Below are 20062 nucleotides of genomic sequence, written 5' to 3' on the forward strand. Positions count from 1 at the left end.
GTGGGAGGGGCGTCCCGCCCGTCCTTTTGGGCCGGGGGGGACGCCCATCCCACTTTCAAGAGTGGAAGTTATTTAATTCTCATTCCTAAGCTGTTCGGCATTTAAAAGACGATTGTAGGGTGCCCAGCGTACAGAAGTGTTTCCCGCATAAGCGCGTAAGTGTTCACTCCTGACGCACCATACAAGCCTCGTTAGTGGTTTAAATGCTCCACAGCTTAGCAGACAAAAACAGCTTTCAACATTCCTTCGTCTCGGTCTGGGTGGAGTTCAAATCCGAGTTTTTTACAGAGGCTCTGCATCTTGTAGTTGCTATTGAGAATGTAGCCGACGATCGCCTCTAATTTCTCTTCCTGACCAATTTGCAACATCCGCCTCAATAATTCTGTTCCCAAACCGCGCTGCTGATAGCTATCGCTAACGATGAGGGCAAATTCGGCTTGGTTTGTGCCGTGGAGTTTGCTCAGACGCGCTACTCCCAAAATCCGGTGTTCTGAGGTTTCCGGGTCTTGACGATCGGCTACTAACACCATTTCGCTATCGTAGTCAATAAAACAAATCCGGGTCAAACGTTCGTGAGCTATGCGGTGCTTTAACTTTACCATGTGAGCGTAGCGCAAATACACGCTCTCTTCGGAAAGTTCTTTGTGGAAGAGCACCATCAGCGGCTCATCTTCTGGGCGAATCGGACGGATGGTGATGGGACGATCGCCCTCCGTTGACCATTTTTGAACGTATTGCGTAGGATAGGGGCGAATCGCCGTTGAAATGGGGTTTTCCGTTGTTTGCAGAACAACACGGGCATCAAGAGCGATCGCACCTTCAGGAGAAACCAACAGCGGATTAATATCAATCTCGGCAATTTGAGGTTGCTCTACAATCAGTTGACTGAAACGAACTAATAACTGTTCGAGTTGTACCAGGTCAATTGCCGATCGACCGCGCACTCCTTGCAAAGCTTTATAGATGCGCGTTTGCTCCATCATCCGCCGCGCTAGGGTGGTATTTAAAGGCGGAAGTGCCAGCGATCGATCTTGAAATACTTCCACTAATTGTCCGCCGGAACCAAACAGCATCACCGGCCCAAATTGTGGGTCAATACTGCTACCCAAAATTAGTTCATAGCCTTCCAAATGCACCATCTGCTGCACGGTTACGCCAAGAAACGCTGCAGGATCGAGATCCCGTACCCGCTGGGCGATCGCCTCAAAGGCACTAATTACAGCCTTAGCATCGCCTAAATTTAGTTGGACGCCCCCCACATCGGTTTTGTGAGTAATCGTCTCAGAATGGAGTTTTAGCACCACTGGATAACCGAGGCGATCGGCAATTTCCACAGCTTCGGCCGCACTCGCTGCAATTTCTGTCGCTACGGTGGGAATCCCGTAAGCTGCTAGCAACTGTTTTGATTCGTACTCGGTTAATAGAGTGCGATTGTTTTGACGGGCGGCAGTCAAAATCTTCGCAGCAGTAGCACACCCGGAAGTATCGAGTTCGCAATCAGCGGGGAGAGATGGCGTTTCGTAGATAGCGCGCAGGTTGTATGTGTACCGCCACATATAGTTGAATAACCTGACGGCGGTATCGGGATAAGGGAAAGTCGGAATATTTGCCTGATTGAGAATTTGCGTTCCCGCTGACACTTCCACACCGCCCATCCAGCTTGCTAATAAGGGCTTTCCGAGTTTGCTGTAAGACTTGAGTTTTTCTGCGGTTTGGGTGGGATTTGTCATCGCTTGTGGCGTCAGGATGACCAGCAATCCGTCACTATTGGGATCGGGAGCGACAACTTCTAGAGTTTTGGCGTAAAGATCGCTACTAGCATCGCCCAAAATATCGATCGGGTTGTGATGACTCCACTGAGGTGGCAAAAACTCATCAAGCCGCTGCAGCGTCTCCGGTGCCAAATCTGCCAGGGCACCGCCGTCGCTAATTAAGGCATCAGTGGCGATCGCCCCCGGGCCTCCGGCATTGGTGACGATCGATAGGCGGTTGCCCTGCGGTCGCGGTTGCTTGGCCAGAATTTCTGCCATGTCGAACAAATCGGAAATCGTATGTACCCGCAACGCGCCACAGCGGCGGAAAGCAGCGTTAAGCACGTCATCGCTACCCGTCAAAGCTCCCGTATGAGAAGCGGCTGCTTGCGCGGCGGCGGCGGTACGTCCTACCTTGAGAATGATGATCGGTTTGTCGATCGCCACTGGGCGGGCGGCGGACAGGAACGAACGAGCATCACCCATAGATTCCATGTACAAAACGATACTGTGAGTATGGGGATCGTCCCCGAAATACTCGATCAGATCGCCCCAACCGACATCGAGCATAGAGCCGATCGATACAAAGGCGCTAAAACCGACATTTTCCCCCAAACTCCAGTCGAGAATCGAAGTACAGAGGGCGCCGCTTTGACTGATGAAGGCGACATTACCTGGACGGGCGATCGTACCTGCAAAAGTAGCATTGAGCCCAAGCACAGGATTCATCACCCCGAGGCAATTTGGGCCGATAATCCGCATTCCGCCCCGACGCGCCTCTGCCATAACTTGCTGTTCTAAAGCCTCCCCAGCCGCGCCAATTTCTTTAAACCCAGCAGAAACAATAATTGCTCCTTTCACCCCAGCAGCGATACATTCGCGGATCACTTGCGGCACTCCAGCAGCAGGCGTAGCAATCACCGCCAGATCCACTACTTCCGGGACGCTAGCAATGTCAGGATAAGACTTGAGTCCCAAGACGCTGTGGCGCTGCGGATTCACTGGAAAAACTGTTCCGCCAAACGGATTCCGAATCAAGTTCCACAGGAGAGTTCGTCCAACGCTTCCTTCTCTCTCTGTTGCGCCGATTACAGCCACGGAGCGAGGCCGAAAAATCCGATCGAGCGGATGACGCTGTTCTTTCCAAATATCGTGAGCCCGATCGCTCGCAGTGCTTTGATTCATTGAATTTATCTGCATAGTACCCTACTTCAATTAATCAGCAATTAATATTGCTCTGCTTTCGATAACTATCACCGAATCAAATCCGAACTCTTTTTCTGCTTTTTTTCTGCTTTTTCTTCATCTTCTTCGGGTGTTCGCGGTTCCTGAAAAAAAAAATCTCATTGCCCGTTTCCGACACGCCCGCCCTTAAACAACATTTGGGTTGTCTAAGTGTTAGTTCGGGAACCCCTTTGGTCAGAGCTTCCTCAACAATTCACGAGGAGGTTCTGCCTACTATCTATCTTAATTCTTCCCACCAAATTAGCAAGTCAACTTTTGTAACAAATAGCGAACCGGGTATTTAAAATATTGAAATTAAATATATACTAGATGTAGTGGTCGAAGCAAAAAAGATCGATCGCTAATAAAAAATTGAGGTGAAAGCAAGCTATGTTTGCAGAATGGCACGGCTTTACTGAAGGCAACTGGACAAACGAAGTCAACGTCAGAGACTTCATCCAAAAGAATTACACCCCCTACGAAGGGAATGCAGAATTTCTCACAGCACCAACCGAAAAAACCCAGCAACTTTGGCAAAAAGTTCTGGAATTAATGAAGCAAGAGCGCGAAAAAGGTGTATTGGATGTTGATACAAAAGTTCCCACATCGATCACGGCTCATGCAGCAGGATACATCGATCGCGACTTAGAACAAATAGTAGGTTTGCAAACCGATCGACCTTTGAAACGCGCGATTATGCCCTTGGGCGGGATTCGCGTTGTCAAGGCAGGTTTAGAAGCTTACGGCTATCAGCTCGATCCGCAAACAGAAGAAATATTTACGAAATATCGCAAAACTCATAACGATGGTGTATTCGATGCTTACACGCGCTCGATGCGTCTGGCGAGACGTTCTGGTATCATCACAGGTTTGCCAGATGCCTATGGACGCGGGCGGATAATTGGTGACTATCGGCGCGTTGCTTTGTACGGTGTCGATCGCCTAATTGAGGATAAAAAAACACAGCAAGAATCACTCGAACTAGACGCGATGGACGAGGGAACAATTCGCTTGCGCGAAGAGTTATCCGAGCAAATTCGGGCATTGTTTGAGTTAAAAGAAATGGCTGCTAGCTACGGCTTTGATATTAGCCGTCCGGCAGCAAATGCACGAGAAGCTGTCCAGTGGCTGTATTTTGGCTACTTGGGAGCAGTGAAAGAACAAAACGGGGCAGCGATGTCTCTCGGCCGCGTATCGACGTTCTTAGACATTTATTTCGAGCGCGATTTGCAAAGTGGCGCAAGTTCTGAAGTGGAATTGCAAGAACTGATCGACCATTTTGTAATGAAACTCCGCATGGTGCGGTTTTTGCGAACTCCCGACTATAATGCTCTGTTTTCTGGCGATCCAACTTGGGTAACAGAGGCGATCGGCGGTATCAGCGATGACGGTAGAACATTGGTAACTCGTAACAGTTTCCGATTCTTACACACCCTGTCAAACCTCGGTACTGCACCCGAACCAAATCTTACCGTTTTGTGGTCGGAAAACTTGCCGGACAACTTCAAAGAATTCTGTGCGAAGGTATCCAGCGACACAAGTTCTATTCAGTACGAAAACGACGATTTGATGCGTCCTCAATACGGCGATGATTATGCGATCGCCTGTTGTGTTTCCGCCATGCGAATTGGCAAGCAAATGCAGTTTTTCGGCGCGCGAGTTAACTTAGCTAAGACTTTGCTCTATGCGATTAACGGCGGTAAAGATGAGAAGTCCGGCGACCAAATCGCGCCGCAGTTCCCACCGATTACTACCGAATATCTCGATTATGACGAGGTAAGAGCCAGGTTCCGCGACATGATGGCGTGGTTGGCAAAAACGTATATCAATACGTTGAATGTCATTCACTATATGCACGACAAATACTGCTACGAACGCCTGGAAATGGCACTGCACGATCGCGATGTTTACCGGACAATGGCCTGCGGAATTGCCGGATTGTCGGTGGTGGCGGACTCCCTGTCGGCGATTAAAAACGCTAAAGTTAAGGTGATTCGCAACGAGCAAGGTTTGGCAGTGGATTACTCGATCGAAGGAGAATATCCCAAATATGGCAATAATGACGATCGCGTAGACAGTATAGCCATCGAACTTGTGCAAAGCTTCATGAACGAAATTCGCCAGCACAAAACCTACCGCGGCGCTGTAGCGACTCAATCGGTACTCACAATTACCTCTAACGTAGTTTACGGCAAAAAAACTGGTAGCACTCCCGACGGACGTAAAGCCGGCGAACCCTTTGCTCCGGGCGCTAACCCGATGCACGGCCGAGATTCCTGTGGGGCGATCGCATCCTTATCTTCTGTAGCCAAACTGCCTTACAGTGATTGTCAAGATGGCATATCGAATACTTTTTCGATTCTACCGCAGGCCTTGGGCAGAATGGAGAGCGATCGGACTAACAACCTAGTTAGTCTTATAGACGGTTACTTCCACGATGGCGGCCATCACATCAATGTTAACGCCCTCGATCGGCAAACATTACTAGATGCGATGGAACATCCAGAAAACTATCCCCAGCTAACAATTCGCGTCTCCGGTTATGCGGTTAATTTCATCAAACTTACCCGCGAACAGCAATTAGATGTGATTAAACGGACTTTCCACGAACGCGTCTAAATCCCAGCAGAAAAAACTCGGCGATTGAAACCGCTCCTTGTCAAACGAAGTCCGAGCTGAGGGGGACTCAAGAAGCGCCTACATAATTGGTTCTGCATAAGTCTTTTTTCGTCTAGTTTCGCTGTTAAACCATGAGGCCAGATCCCCCTAACCCCCCTTAAGAAGGGGGGAACAAGAGTATTCTTGAATTCCCCAGACTATCTGGGGATTCAAGGGGAACCGTCCACTTCTCAAAGTCAACCCCTACTCCCCTTCTTAAGGGGGATTTAGGGGGATCGAGCCTCAGCAACCAAACGAAAAATACGCAAGTTTCCAGGCTTAAGTTAGCACCGAGATTCCCTCATCCCTACTCTCAAAATCCTTACCAACAAACAGCAAATTAAATGTCTGGAATTGGTCGCATTCACTCAATCGAAACATTTGGTACAGTAGACGGCCCCGGAATCCGGTTTATCGTCTTCACCCAAGGCTGTCCGTTACGCTGTCTGTACTGTCACAATCCCGACTGTCGCAATTCCCACGATGGTAAAGAAGTAACCGTCGATTATTTAATCGAGCAAATTATAAAATGTAAATCCTACCTACGGAAAGGAGGCGTTACCGTCAGCGGCGGCGAACCATTGATGCAGCCGGATTTTGTCAAAGAAATCTTTACCCGCTGTCATCAAATGGGTTTGCATACAGCGCTGGACACATCAGGCTTCTGTGTTTTAGACGTTGCTAAACCGGTTCTGGAAATGACCGATCTGGTTTTGTTGGACATCAAATCCTACATTCCCGAACTCTATTACAAAGTCACCAATGTTTCCATCGAGCCTACTTTAGCAATGGCCAAATATCTCAGCGAAATTGGCAAACCGACGTGGATTCGCTTCGTTCTAGTTCCTCACCTCACCGATCACATCGAAAACGTAGAAAAATTAGCGGAGTTTATTGCCAATCTGAACAATGTGGAAAAAGTCGAAGTATTACCATTTCATAAAATGGGAGAATACAAATGGGAGCAATTAAAATTGGATTACGAACTCAAGGATACACCTCCAGCTTCACCGGAACTCGTGCAACAAACAGTTGATATTTTTCGCAGTCGCGGGGTCAATGCGATCGGAGCTAGCGGTATATAATAATTAAAAGGCCACGTTCACAAGTCACCCACAATCTTGAAATTATCTGCGCCGAGCTGCAGGTTCCCTACCAATCAAAGATTGAGGCAATAATTTTTCCGAAATCCACATCACGAAAAATCACATGAAAGTTACCAATTTAGAAGAATTAGAAGTCCTAATTCAAAAAGTAAAAGCAGCCCAAGCTGAATTTGCCACCTACACTCAAGAACAGGTCGATCGCATATTCAAGCAAGTAGCTTTAGCCGCTAATGCCGCCCGCATTCCCTTAGCCAAAGCAGCCGTCAAAGAATCGGGAATGGGAGTCATCGAAGATAAGGCAATCAAAAATCATTTTGCCTCGGAAATGATTTACAACAAATATAAAAACGACAAGACTTGCGGTATCATCGAGTCCGATCGGCATTTTGGCTACGAACGCATTGCCGAGCCCGTGGGATTGCTAGCAGGAATCGTGCCTGTAACTAACCCGACTTCCACCACCATCTTTAAGTCATTAATCGTGCTCAAGACGAGAAATGGCATTATATTTTCGCCCCATCCCCGCGCCAAATCCTGCACGGCTGCGGCGGCAAAAATCCTCCTCGATGCTGCTGTAGCAGCCGGCGCACCACCGGATATTATTGGGTGGATTGATGAGCCAACTGTGCCACTTTCCCAAGCTTTGATGCAGCACCCCGATATCAAACTAATTTTGGCAACTGGCGGGCCGGGAATGGTAAAAGCTGCCTACTCTTCAGGACATCCCTCCCTCGGTGTCGGCGCTGGAAATACTCCCGCCATCATCGATGAAACCGCTCACATCCAAATGGCTGTCAGCTCAATTTTGCTCAGCAAAACTTTCGACAACGGCACGATTTGTGCTTCGGAACAATCGGTAGTTGTTGTGGATGAGGTGTACGATGCCGTGCAACTGGAATTTATCAAGCGCGGTGCTTATTTCCTGAATGCTGAAGAACGAGAAAAAGTGCGGCAGGTAATCTTAATTGATGGTCGATTGAATGCCGAAATAGTCGGACAATCGGTGCAAAAGGTGGCGCAGATTGCGGGTTTTGTAGTGCCGTCAAACATCAGGGTTTTGATTGGAGAAGTGGATACGATAGGTAAAGAAGAACCCTTTGCTTGTGAAAAACTTTCGCCGATTCTCGCCATGTATCGCGCCAAGGACTTTACTGAAGCAGTAGACAAAGCTGAAGCGCTGATAATTTTTGGCGGACACGGACATACTTCTGTACTCTACACCGCCCCGCACAATCAGAACCACATTCGTTATTTTGAAAGCAAACTAGAGACTTCGCGGGTGCTGATTAATACGCCTTCTTCTCAAGGTGCGATCGGCGATTTGTACAATTTCCGCCTCGATCCCTCCCTTACCCTCGGTTGCGGTAGCTGGGGCGATAATTCGATTTCTGTCAACGTGACACCCCATCACCTGCTCAATATCAAAACCGTAGCAGAGCGACGCGAGAATATGCTCTGGTTCCGCATTCCTCCCAAGATTTATTTTAAGTCGGGTTGTCTTCCTGTAGCTTTGAGGGATCTTGCAGGTAAGAAACGTGCTTTGATTGTGACGGATAAACCATTGTTTGAATTGGGATTGACTAAGGAAGTCACAGAGAGTTTGGAAGAAATCGGCATCGATCACTACACATTTTACGATGTGGAACCCGATCCTTCGCTGGCTACTGTTCGCAAAGGTTTAGAAATCTGCAATAGTTTCCATCCAGATGTGATTATTGCTTTTGGTGGTGGCTCGCCGATGGATGCTGCTAAAGTAATGTGGCTGATGTATGAGCATCCAGAAATTGAGTTTGAAGGATTGGCGATGCGGTTTATGGATATCCGCAAGCGGGTATACGAACTGCCGCCTTTGGGTTCAAAGGCAATTATGGTGGCAATTCCAACTACTTCGGGAACGGGTTCGGAAGTCACGCCTTTTGCGGTTGTTACGGATGAGCGATCGGGGATTAAGTATCCGCTTGCAGATTATGCTCTGACTCCGAGTATGGCGATCGTCGATCCAGAACTTACGCTGAATATGCCCCGAAAACTGACTGCTTACGGCGGCATTGATGCGCTAACCCACGCTTTAGAAGCTTATGTTTCTGTGTTGGCTTCTGAGTATACAAATGGTTTGGCTTTAGAAGCGATTCGTTTGCTGTTTAAATACCTGCCCAGCGCTTACAAAAATGGTGCCAACGATCCGAAAGCGCGGGAGAAAGTACATTATGCTGCTACGATCGCCGGCATGGCATTTGCCAACTCTTTTCTGGGGGTTTGTCACTCAGTAGCTCACCAATTAGGTGCAACTTGCCACGTCCCTCACGGTTTAGCGAATGCGCTGATGATTTCCCATGTAATTCGCTACAATGCAACGGATGTTCCGTTCAAACAAGCGATTTTTTCTCAAAACAAGTATCCTAACAGCAAGTGGCGTTATGCTCGAATTGCAGACTATCTGAATTTGGGCGGCGATACCGAAGATGAAAAAGTTGAGAAGTTGATCGCAGCGGTGGAAGCTCTGAAGCGTGAGGTAGATATTCCTAGCACGATTCAGGAGGCGATCGCCAGTCAGGGAATGAGTGATGATTTCTTCTTTGCTCGCGTTGAGGAAATGGCCGATCGTGCTTTTGACGATCAGTGTACCGGAGCGAACCCCCGCTATCCGCTGATTGAAGATTTAAAGCAACTTCTGGTGCAAGCGTATTCTGACGGCGACACTTCTGAACTCAATCGAGTTTTAACCTTAGTGTAATCGGCGCGGTGCCAGAGATTTCTCCAGAAAAGACTGTGAATGGGGGATAGGATGCCTAACCCCTAATCCCCACAAGAGTTTCTGGAGAAATCTAACGCAGGGCCCGGTGGTGAAAATAAACCCCGAAGCGGATCAAAATACCAAGTAGGAATTGAAAAAATCTGAAATTGTGTTAAAATTTTAGAGGTAACTATTTTACAAATCTTGTAGTTTAAGTGGCTGTTCGCGCGATGACCTCTTCACCAACCATAGCACCCGTTCGATCGAGTCAAGTTACCCGCAAACCTTATCCCAACTATCGGGTAATAGTTCTCAACGACGATTTCAACACATTTCAGCACGTTGTGGAATGTTTGACGAAATACATTCCAGGGATGACGAGCGATCTAGCTTGGAAACTCGCCAACCAAATCCACCACGAAGGCCAAGCCACCGTCTGGGTTGGCCCGCAAGAGCAAGCAGAACTTTATCATATGCAATTGAGCCGTGCGGGGCTAACAATGGCTCCGCTAGAGTCTACTTGAAAAGTGTCTAGAGGGCCGAAAGTTCGATCGTTTTTCGCTAATTAATCTGAAATTGAACGCAGATTGGGATTTAAGAGGCGATCGTGATTTTGCCAATCATCCCCGCCTCTGTATGTCCGGCTACCGTACAGCGCAGGTTGTAGGTTCCCGATTTCATCGGCACAAACACCCATTCTGCCATAGCGCCCGGTTTAAGTTCTAGTTCGTGAATCGCTCCTTTAATTTCCACCTTGCCCGCTTCAACTTTTTGAGTCCAACTCGCATCAGCAAAGTTTTTAGCAGTGAAATAATGTTTCTGCGAACTGGGATTTTTTAGCACTAATTTATAGCGCTTGCCCGATTCAAATTCTAGCAGATGGGGAAAAAATTTGAGTTCCCCAGCTTCGTTACCCAAACTAACAGTAATTTCGGTGACAGGTTGGCGAGACAAATCACCGGCAGCACTAGCAATTGTCGCTGGCATCAAGATTGTGCTCAAACATAAAATTAGTCCCAAAATCACCTTGAAAGTTTTTTGTAACCCCTGGCTGCGGTAGAATTTGCCTAATTGCCAACCGAGTAAATTGATCATGGCTGTTCTGACTACTGTTAACTATTAACTGACTAATGACTAATGACTACGGACTACTGACAACTGACAACTGACAACTGACAACTGACAACTGACTACTGACTACTGACTAATGACTTAATTCGATCGCCAAACTTCATCCCAAGGCCCGCCCCCAACTTCCAAACCCGATAAAGAGCTTTGAGCCTCTAAGATAATTCTAGAACGCTGCTTGCCATTTTTTTCCACATTTCCCCCCAACAACTCTCGCAGTTGCAAGCGCAATTCACCGTGCGTCGTATCCCGGCAGCAAAAAGCCATGCCTTTTTCGGTAGGAGTTCGCACATAACTACCAGGAATGTTTGTAGTGCCAATCAACTCAACTTCAAACTGACTGTTTCTAGCCTGCATTTTCCAGCTTCCCCAAGGTTCAATAGTCCAACTAACTTGCGAATTCCAAGGCACAAATTCGTAAAATTTGCCTCGGTAATGCAGACCAATCATTGCTACCGATTCCATCCACCACAGCACGCCCCGCTTGCCACCACCTGCGGTTAAAGCTAAATCATTTTCGCCTTGAAAACAATTGCAATTAATCCAAAACCACTTTTGCGGAAAAGCACCGCCCCAGTTTTTTTCGCTGTAAGCGGGAGCATCTTTAAATTCGTAGCGATCGCCATTCCAATCGATCCAGCCCGTGGCTAAACCGTGAGCCATTAAAATTTGCCATCCAGGCTCAAATACGGGCAGTAAAGATAGCATTCCTGCGGTAGATTTCTGGATTTCTTCAGAGTTTCCCCAGCCATAGATAGGTTGAATTTCGTACTGCCAAAAACAGTGGCTGCCGCTTCCCGGATCGTGCAAATAACCTTGATTTAAAGTAGCAGTAGCTTGATAGCCTTCTTCGACGCTGCTGTCGAATACTGGCGGCTCTAAATATTGGGGTTTAATTTGTAAATCTGTTTTGCCCCAATGTCCGAAACCTAAGCTTTCTCTGTGCGCCCAAAACTTATTTACATCTGGAAAGGTGCGACACAAATAGCTATCTTTCGGGCCGAGAATCTGAGCTGCACCGCCACTGTAAGGTTGACCGCCTCTGGGGTCTTCGATGGAATACATGAATGCAAAGGATTGTCCGTGAATCGGTAATGTTATTCGGTAGTACCAGCCTTCAAAAAAGCGGCGTGAACTACCGTCCCAGTGGTAGCCACTGTGGGGAGTTTCAAGAGTTTTGAGTTTTGAGAGTGAATTTGACATAGAATTACCAATAGCATGACAGGGAATTCACGGATAACTGTTTCTTCCTTCTTCCTTATTCCTTCTTCCTTCTTCCTTCTTCCTTCTTCCTTCCTTTATGTCTCTAGCACTTTGGCGATCGCCCTTAGCTCGTGCCCTCCACCGCAACCGCAGTCTTGCTTTTGCCCGTTACTTGCAACTAGCAACTGTTCGGGCTACCGGGCGTCCGGCTAACCGCACTGTGGTGTTTCGAGGCTTTTTAGCAGATACTAATCAGTTAAAGTTTATTACAGATATTCGCAGTCAAAAGGCTGAGGAGATTAATCTCTATCCTTGGGGGGAGATTTGCTGGTATTTCCCGAAAACTCGCGAACAATTTCGGATTGCTGGAAAGCTAGTTTTGGTAGGGGCAGATTATCCAGAGGCCCAGTTGTTCTCATCGCGGTGTACAACTTGGCAGGAGCTTTCTGAGGCGGCTAGATCGCAGTTTGCTTGGCCTCATCCGGGGGATGACAAAGCCGAGGCTAGTGCTTTTGATTCTGCTTCCCCAGATGCGATCGAGCCGCTGCCTAATTTTTGCTTGCTGTTGTTGGAACCGGAAACGGTGGATTTGTTGGAGTTGCGGGGGGAACCGCAAAACCGATCGCTTTATCGGCGCGACGGGGAGGGAAATTGGTCTGTGCGATCGGTTAATCCTTGAAAAAGAAGTCAACCGATTTTAGATTTTAGATTTTAGATTTTAGATTGAAGAAAGCGACTCCACTGATAAATCTGGGTAGTCATTAGTCAGTGATTATTGGTTATTGGTTATTTGTTACCAATAACCTTCCAGGCCCCATTGCCAATTCCCTGTTTTGCCAATTCCCTGTTTTGCCCATTCAAATTTTAGATGCCGGTGCCGTCTAAAAATTCTTGAATTGCTTTATCTTTTAACTTGCAGCTAGGGGTTGTAACTAGCTGTGTTTTTTCGGCTACGGCTACATTGCTGGCTTGGTTTAAAGCTTCTGATACTGAGTGGAAATTGTGGGAAGTGGGATCAGAAGTTAAGGAGACAGATGGTTGAGGAACCAAACTTTTTACTTGCTGTTCGAGGGATTCGATACGATCGAGCAAAGAGCGAATTACCACAGCTTCCGAGTCCGGCAAACTGCCGTGTTCTAGGGGATTGACGCGCACTCCCGATCGATAGACGATGCGGCCGGGAATCCCTACCACTGTACAGTCAGATGGTACGTCGCGGAGTACGACGGAACCGGCACCGATGCGAACGTTATTGCCAATTTGCAGATTGCCGAGTACCTTGGCGCCGGCACCGACAACTACGTTTTCGCCGACTGTAGGGTGACGCTTGCCGCTTTGTTTGCCAGTACCGCCTAGGGTGACACCTTGGTAAATTAGGGCAAAATCGCCGATAATCGCTGTTTCGCCGATCACAACCCCCATACCGTGGTCGATGAATACGCTTTTGCCGATGGTTGCCCCTGGGTGGATTTCAATTCCGGTCAAAAAGCGAGCCATGTGGGAAATCAAGCGGGGGATGAAGGGAAGTCCCAACACATAAAGCCAGTGTGCGAGGCGGTGCAGCACTAGGGCTTGAAGACCGGGGTAGCAAAACAAAACTTCCAGCCAGTTGCGAGCTGCAGGGTCGCGATCGAAAATTATACTGAAGTCAGCTCTAAGAGTCTTTAGCACTTTCGGAGTTACCTATTTTGGTTAAACACGCCACTTTCGATTTTACATTTTACTGCATGGGGAAGTGAGCGGTCGATCGGGAGATTGGGGGATATTACGGAATGGAACTGTGGGAGAGTGGGAGATTGGGGGAGAATTTGATGATATTTTATTGTCTCCATCCAACAGCGCCGCTGCGTTCTATTCCTGTACTGAGATTGTATAGTTAGACTTGACCAAGGATCTGGGTGCAAGCCTCGCCCTTATAGGGCGACTTTAATTAAGACTTGTGAATAATCGAGTTAGCCCTTAGTCACGACACTATCATTAGGGCAGGAGGATAGAAAAAATGTTTAACTTAACTTACGAGTTCAAATTGAAACCAACCGCAGCACAAGTAGCCTTCTTTGAAGATTGGCTGGAACAGTGTCGCTGCGTCTATAACTACGCGCTAGCAGAGCGCAAGCATTGGTTTCAGTCTCGCAGTTGCCAAGTTAACGCTTGTTCTATCCGTTCTGAGTTCATCATTCGGGCCGAAACAAAGCGCCCAACTTATGCCAGTCAGTGCAAAAGCTTAACCGCAGCTAGGGCAAACATACCTGCTTTGTGTGCCGTCGCCGTACACGTTCTACAGCAAACCTTGAGAAGGCTTGAAAAAGCGTTCGTGAGTATGTGGGAGCAAAAGCACGGTTTCCCTCGTTTCAAAAAAGCGGGAGCAATGCGCTCTTTTGTTTTTCCGCAACTGGGTGTCAATCCTGTCAACAACGGGGTACTAAAACTCCCTAAGATTGGGTTCGTTAAATTTCATCAATCGCGTCCTATCCCTGATGGCGCAAATATTAAGCAAGCGAGAATAGTTCGCAAGGCAAGTGGTTGGTACGTGATGCTAACCCTGCAATGGGATGTTTCCGTACCGTCAGTTATGCCACACGGTGAAGCGTTAGGCGTTGATGTTGGATTAACTAACTTCATAGCAACTTCCAATGGTCTTTTAGTTAAACGCCAAAAGTTTTTTGCTGATGCAGAGTGCAAGCTTAAATTGCTGCAAAAACGTGTCAGCAGGAAAAAGTTAGGCTCAAATAATTGGAAAAAAGCCCAGAAGAAAGTTGCCAAATTGCATGAGTACGTCGCTAACTGTAGAAAAGATTGGCACTGGAAATTGTCTCACCAACTCTGCAAAGACGTGGGGATGGTTTTTGTCGAGGAATTGAACCTGGTTGGTTTGTCTAAAGCTATGCTAGGAAAACATTGCTTGGATGCAAGCTGGGGACAGTTTTTTGCGATTTTAGAGCAAACCTGTTTTAAATACGGTGTGTATTTTCAAAAGGTAGATGCTCGTAAAACCAGCCAAATTTGTCCTAGTTGTGGTTTGGAGACAGGCAAGAAAGAACTGTCAGAGCGTATTCATTCATGTTCCAATTGTGGCTATACAACAGACCGAGATGTTGCAGCCGCACAAGTAGTTCTTATTCGAGGACTTGCAGCCGTAGGGCATACGGTCAAGATGCTTTCTTGCAAGTAAATTCGTCGGAATCCCTGCGAAGAAAGAATCCTCGTACCTGATAGTCGAGGAGTGTCAACCATCGCAGCCCCTGGAATACAAACTATGGAGGAAGAATAATTTTTTTTAAATTAGTTCAAAACCTCCTGGCTTCTCTTCCTTATGTCTATCAGGACAATCCCTCTACGATCGCGCTCGCTTGTGCCACTCGGATTTCTGCCACAGGCGATCGACTCATATCCGAAATTGTACGGTGTCAAGATGATAAATTTGATACTCCTAGCCTTACTGTTGGCGCTCGGTTCCCTATTGACACAGGCCTTGGTATTGTTACCTATAGGTCTATCCGGCTGGCTCCACCTCCCTAATTGGCTGAGCCTTGCCTTGATTTTGCTGGCTATTTCTTGGTGCTTGGGGGATTAGTGAGCAGTCATGAGTTAATTAGTGATTAGTCAAAAGTTAACGATCAATCATTCCGCTTCCCCCAATGGTCAAGGCCCAAGCGTCCTCGGTTTGATGATGTATACTTCACAAGGGACAATTCAAGAATCTAAAATCTAGGATTTGACATCTACCTATAGAATGATGCAACGACAAGTTTATTCGATATCAGGATTTCACTCTTCTGACAAAAGCCTGGGGGAAACTCCTAAAAAACAGGATCGTCCGATACACCGGGCGATCGTGTTAATGCTGGTGGCAACAGGTTTGCTGGGCCTGCACGCTAGTCGGCTGGTGGAATTGCAACTGATACAAGGGAAGCAACACCGGGAACGAGCCGAAAACAATCGCGTTCGCCTAGTGCCCATGCCGGCGAATCGCGGACAAATTATCGATCGCAAAGGCAAGTTGCTAGCGGCAAACAATTTAGCTCGATCGGTATATTTGTGGCCGAAAGAACAAACGCCGGAACAGTGGAAAGCGACAGCAGAAAAGTTGAGTCCGCTGGTTAAGATTCCGGCAAAAGAAATTTTAAAAAAAATAAAAGAGGTCGATCCTCTATCCTACAGACCGGTGCGGATCAAGCAAGCAATGCCGCCAGAGGTGTTTGTGCCGCTAGCAGAAGAGGTGGGACAAATGCGGGGAGTGGAAGTGCGGCCAGAAGCGAACCGCTACTATCCCGAAGGCAGTTTGGCAGCTCACGCGATCGGATATATCGGCGAAGCTACCGCAGCCGACTTGGAAGCTCATCCCGAATATCCGATGGGGATGATTGTCGGTCAAATGGGCATAGAAGCGAGCTCTAACCAGAAGATTGCGGGAGTGTGGGGCGATCGGCTGATCGAAGTAAATGCCCAAAATGAAGAATTGCGGCTGATGGGAGAGACACCGCCCAAACCCGGTGAGGCGGTACAGCTAACCATAGACTTGTCCATGCAAAAAGCAGCCGAAAAAGCCTTGGGGCAGCGCCGGGGAGCAGTAGTGGCGCTGGATGTCAACACCGGGGCGGTATTAGTTATGGCCAGCCACCCGACTTTTGACCCCAATCTGTTTACGCGAAAAATCACTAAGGATGAGTGGAAAACTCTTCAAGATCCGGAAAATCCATTTTTGAATCGGGCCACGCAGGGCTATCCCCCCGGTAGCACCTTTAAAATTGTGACTTCCGTCGCGGCCCTGGAGTCGGGCAAATTTTCGCCGGACTCAATTCTCGGTACTTCGTCTTACATTACTGTGGGGGGAATTGATTTTAACGAACACAGTGGCGGTTTCGGCGACATCGGCTTTCGGGATGCTTTGGCTTTCAGCAGCAATACGTTTTTTTATCAATTGGGGATTAGTACCGGGCCGGAGCAAATTTCTAAGTGGGGACACCGCTTGGGAATTGGCAAGGATACGGATTTGAATCTTTTGGGGCTAGGCGGTGGCGATTACGGTCAAATCCCGACGCCGGAGGAGAAGGAGAAACTTTATAAAGAACCTTGGTATGCGGGTGATACGGTAACGATGTCGATCGGGCAGGGGTTGGTGTTGATGACTCCTTTGGAGGGGGCGGTAATGGTGAGTTCGATCGCTAATGGGGGTTATCGCGTGAAGCCTCATCTTTTGACTTCTATGACCGGCACAGCGGAGACTCAACGGGTACATACGGGGATGAAACCTTCAACAGTTCAGGTGATTAAGGAAGGACTGATCGCGGTAGTTGCCGAGGGTACTGGACAGGGATTGAATGACGGTTCGATTCCGCTGACGGCGGGCAAAACAGGGACTTCGGAGGTCATCGGACAGGAGGATCACTCTTTGTATGTCGCCTTCGGGCCCGCCCAGAAACCGGAAATTGCGATCGCCGTGGTTGTGGAAAATGGCGGTTATGGTTCTGTTGCCGCCGCCCCGATCGCCAAAGAGGTATTTCAAGCTTATTTTGGGCCACAGAAAAATGTGAAGCAGCCAGTAGTTATTAGTCCTTAGTCCTTAGTTATTGGGCATTGGGAATTGGGCATTGGGCATTGGGAATTGGGCATTGGGAATTGGCCATAGTTTCTTGTTTTTCCTTCTTCCTTCTTCCTTCTTCCTTCTTCCTTCTTCCTTCCTTCTATCCTTTACATCCGTTACATCCGTCGAGCGAATCCGTTGCCGAACTTCCTTCTTCCTTCTTCCTAACTAATTGAGCCGCATAAATATAGTAGCTTTGCGAATTCCTGTTATTTCTCCCGTACTGGTGACAGTTAGCGATCGCAAGTGGTCGAACAATGGTCTTGCCGAAAGTTCAATTAACCTCAACAGCGGGATTTGTTTTTCCCAAATTGCCCTGCTGGAGGGCCAGTCTAAATAAAAATAGCCGTCGTTAGAGGGCGGTAGCGGTTCAATGCTGGTTTGAAAATCTTGATTGGCAACTAAAGAGCCTGTTTCGGCTGCTTCTAGTGCTGCGTCCATTGCTTCTACTGAAGTGGTGAAAATTTCGTATTTGCCGACGGTGGCTCGGACTCCTTTTGCCTCGGTTTCGATCGCACTTTTTCTGTTATTTTCTTTACCATAATTCTGGCTAGTTGTCAACTGCGTCCAAGCGGTAATTTTCTGGTTTCTCAGAGTGAAGCTGCCGATGCTGTACTCTTTGCTGCGGGCAATTTCATCGAGTTTGTCGATCGCCTGTTGGGAATCGGCAGATTTTTCGGCGGCAAAAATCCAGTCGGCACCATTTGACGAATTCGGAAGCACTGCTAAAGCGTATTCTCCTTGTACCCAGTCAAATATATCCTGTGGCAGGTTGACGCCCCAAAGTTGCTGAATATCTGCAAAGGTGCGATCGACTAAATTTGACACTTCTGGATTAGTAGAAACCGCCGATGACAAATCAGCCCAAAAATTCCTTAAGTCGGTGCTGGCGACCGCGAAAGGACTCGCTGAGGGAATGTATTGCAAGGCTTGCACAGGTTCGGAAAGCGTTGGAGAAGCTGTGTTTTCTCGCGATGTCACTAAAGCAGTTTGAGCCAGCAATCCCCGTCGGTTGACTCCGACAGCAACTGCGAGGGAATTAAGAGAAACTTGGGGATTTTGCTCGGTTGCTGATTGCGGGAGATTGACAAATGCTAAAGCGATTCTGCCTTGATTTAGCTGCTGCAAAGCTTTTTGATATTCGGGGGTATTGTTGAGATTTAGGTTAGCTGATTCAAGGTTATTAATTGCATCTCGAATCACAATCGGGCTATTGGAAAACAAAACAAAATTTTGCTCCTCCCCAGAATTAAAATTACCGCCGATGGCTGCTGTTGCGAAGCTGGATGGCAACTTTGAAGTCGGCAGAGAAAACGGGTTAAAAGGCGAAAGTAAAGCAGATTTTTTCTGGGCTCTTGGTGCTTGTTTATAATTAATTCTCACGCCTTTATATATTTCCGACTGCACTGTTTTATCGCCACGAGATTGTTGGCGCCAGTAGGAGTCGAGAAATTGTTGGCTGCGATCGACCTTTTGGGAGGAAACGGCCAGCAAAAACCCGGTTTGTTTGCCGTTGCTGCTGTCGCCATCGAAATCTGGGTTTGTGACGGCGAGGGTAATTTCGTCACCTATCCAAGGTTGGATATCTCGACTGTAATCCAGGCCTGTATTGCCGAGGAAACTTTTTTTGATTTGCTCAAATTCTGCGTGCGATCGACTTCTTTCTTCGGGAGTGGCAAAAACTTGTCGCAATGCTTCGAGGCGATCGGGATTTACCAGCATTGATGCTAACAAAGGTGCTTGTTTCGAGACAAACACAGCCGCAGCAGGAGTAGTTGTCGGCCCGCCAGCGAGCAAATTCAGGGGAGTGTGAGTTGTCAGCCAGTAAAAACCACCGGCACTCAAGCCTAAGAGTGCCAATACGCCAGCAATGAGGAAAGAAAAGAACGATCGCAACTTCATACAACAAGGACTAATGACCACAGTCTATTATTAACTAGAGTAGCGCATGACCGTAGCTGTCGGCAGATACTTTTTGTGCTGTTCGCAAAAAAAAAGAATCAATTAAAATATTCTCAAGCTCTAAAACTCAAGTAAAATGCTAACAATATCAACGCCCCCCGAACAGCGAGTTTTACTGCCAAATATCAGTTGGCAGTTATATGAAAGCCTGCTAGCGGAACTGGGCAACCAACGTTCCACCAGAATTGCTTATCATCAAGGTCAATTAGAAATTATGGTGCCGCTACCGGAACATGAAAATCGCAACAGGCTGATCGATCGCTTAATTGTAACTCTCATAGAAGAACTCAATCTAGAGTACAACCCCTTTGGCTCGATGACGATCAAAAAACGCAAAAAAGCAGCGGGTAAAGAACCAGATTCCTGTTATTATATCCAGAATGAAGCACTGGTCAGAGGGAGAACAGAATTAGACTTTGCTCAAGATCCGCCGCCCGATTTAGCACTGGAAATTGATATTACCAGCAGTTCCTTAAATCAATTCGATTTATATGCAGATTTAGGCGTACCCGAAATTTGGCGGTACGATGGACGAAGCATCAAGTTTTATCAATTGCAAAATGGCGAATATGCCGAGTGCAATTTTTCGCGGGCTTTCCCGATGCTACCTACTGCAAAAGTTGAGGAATTTATCGATCGCACTCAAACTACAGGCGCAACCACAGCAGTGCGAGAATTACGGGAATGGGTCAATCGATTTTAGATTTTAGAT

General features: G+C 47.5%; 13 protein-coding genes. 8 read left to right on the forward strand and 5 right to left on the reverse strand.

Translation table 11 applies throughout. The annotated features are described in order from the left end of the window. Positions 1-215: 215 nt before the first annotated feature. Complete coding sequence (locus QUB26_RS23875; protein ID WP_333319995.1) at positions 216-2936, reverse strand: bifunctional acetate--CoA ligase family protein/GNAT family N-acetyltransferase; 2721 nt, start codon at positions 2934-2936, stop codon at positions 216-218. Between the two features lie 429 nt (positions 2937-3365). On the opposite strand from QUB26_RS23875, the gene pflB reads away from it, so the two are divergent. The 4 genes from pflB to clpS all read left to right on the forward strand — a co-directional run bounded on the left by pflB (position 3366) and on the right by clpS (position 9997). Next, a complete protein-coding gene (gene pflB, locus QUB26_RS23880; RefSeq protein ID WP_333241719.1) occupies positions 3366-5594 on the forward strand; it encodes a formate C-acetyltransferase in 2229 nt (742 codons plus the stop codon). Positions 5595-5977: 383 nt separating this feature from the next. Continuing rightward, complete coding sequence (gene pflA / locus QUB26_RS23885) at positions 5978-6718, forward strand: pyruvate formate-lyase-activating protein (RefSeq protein WP_333052442.1); 741 nt, start codon at positions 5978-5980, stop codon at positions 6716-6718. A 124-nt stretch (positions 6719-6842) separates the two neighbouring features. Then, positions 6843-9473, forward strand: coding sequence for a bifunctional acetaldehyde-CoA/alcohol dehydrogenase (gene adhE / locus QUB26_RS23890; RefSeq protein ID WP_333241714.1), 2631 nt, complete (start codon positions 6843-6845; stop codon positions 9471-9473). Positions 9474-9703: 230 nt separating this feature from the next. Continuing rightward, positions 9704-9997: an ATP-dependent Clp protease adapter ClpS gene (gene clpS / locus QUB26_RS23895; RefSeq protein ID WP_333125684.1), complete on the forward strand. Its 294-nt coding sequence runs from the start codon at positions 9704-9706 to the stop codon at positions 9995-9997. Positions 9998-10067: 70 nt separating this feature from the next. On the opposite strand, the gene QUB26_RS23900 is transcribed toward clpS, so the two are convergent. After that, positions 10068-10568, reverse strand: a complete 501-nt coding sequence (locus QUB26_RS23900; RefSeq protein ID WP_333241712.1) for a plastocyanin/azurin family copper-binding protein — start codon at positions 10566-10568, stop codon at positions 10068-10070. Positions 10569-10685: 117 nt separating this feature from the next. Beyond that, the gene (locus QUB26_RS23905; RefSeq protein WP_333241710.1) at positions 10686-11804 is read right to left on the reverse strand and encodes a tocopherol cyclase family protein; all 1119 of its coding nucleotides are present in this window, start codon (positions 11802-11804) and stop codon (positions 10686-10688) included. A gap of 97 nt (positions 11805-11901) precedes the next feature. On the opposite strand from QUB26_RS23905, the gene QUB26_RS23910 reads away from it, so the two are divergent. Continuing rightward, a complete protein-coding gene (locus QUB26_RS23910; RefSeq protein ID WP_333241708.1) occupies positions 11902-12483 on the forward strand; it encodes an Npun_F5749 family FMN-dependent PPOX-type flavoprotein in 582 nt (193 codons plus the stop codon). 185 nt (positions 12484-12668) lie between these two features. Here the strand turns inward: QUB26_RS23910 and cysE are convergent, their stop codons facing one another. Then, entirely contained in the window at positions 12669-13475 is an 807-nt protein-coding gene (gene cysE, locus QUB26_RS23915) for a serine O-acetyltransferase (RefSeq protein WP_333241706.1), read from the reverse strand. A 328-nt stretch (positions 13476-13803) separates the two neighbouring features. Between cysE and QUB26_RS23920 the strand changes: the two genes are divergently transcribed. Together QUB26_RS23920 and mrdA are read left to right on the forward strand one after the other, a co-directional pair. Further along, complete coding sequence (locus QUB26_RS23920; protein ID WP_333319998.1) at positions 13804-14976, forward strand: transposase; 1173 nt, start codon at positions 13804-13806, stop codon at positions 14974-14976. A 561-nt stretch (positions 14977-15537) separates the two neighbouring features. Then, the gene (mrdA, locus tag QUB26_RS23925; protein WP_333320000.1) at positions 15538-17364 is read left to right on the forward strand and encodes a penicillin-binding protein 2; all 1827 of its coding nucleotides are present in this window, start codon (positions 15538-15540) and stop codon (positions 17362-17364) included. Between the two features lie 192 nt (positions 17365-17556). On the opposite strand, the gene QUB26_RS23930 is transcribed toward mrdA, so the two are convergent. Next, the gene (locus tag QUB26_RS23930; RefSeq protein WP_333302553.1) at positions 17557-19311 is read right to left on the reverse strand and encodes a DUF3352 domain-containing protein; all 1755 of its coding nucleotides are present in this window, start codon (positions 19309-19311) and stop codon (positions 17557-17559) included. 115 nt (positions 19312-19426) lie between these two features. On the opposite strand from QUB26_RS23930, the gene QUB26_RS23935 reads away from it, so the two are divergent. Beyond that, positions 19427-20053, forward strand: a complete 627-nt coding sequence (locus tag QUB26_RS23935) for a Uma2 family endonuclease (protein WP_333233344.1) — start codon at positions 19427-19429, stop codon at positions 20051-20053. Positions 20054-20062 lie beyond the last annotated feature (9 nt).

The sequence above is a fragment of the Microcoleus sp. B4-C1 genome, from assembly GCF_036705285.1.
Lineage (GTDB): Bacteria > Cyanobacteriota > Cyanobacteriia > Cyanobacteriales > Microcoleaceae > Microcoleus.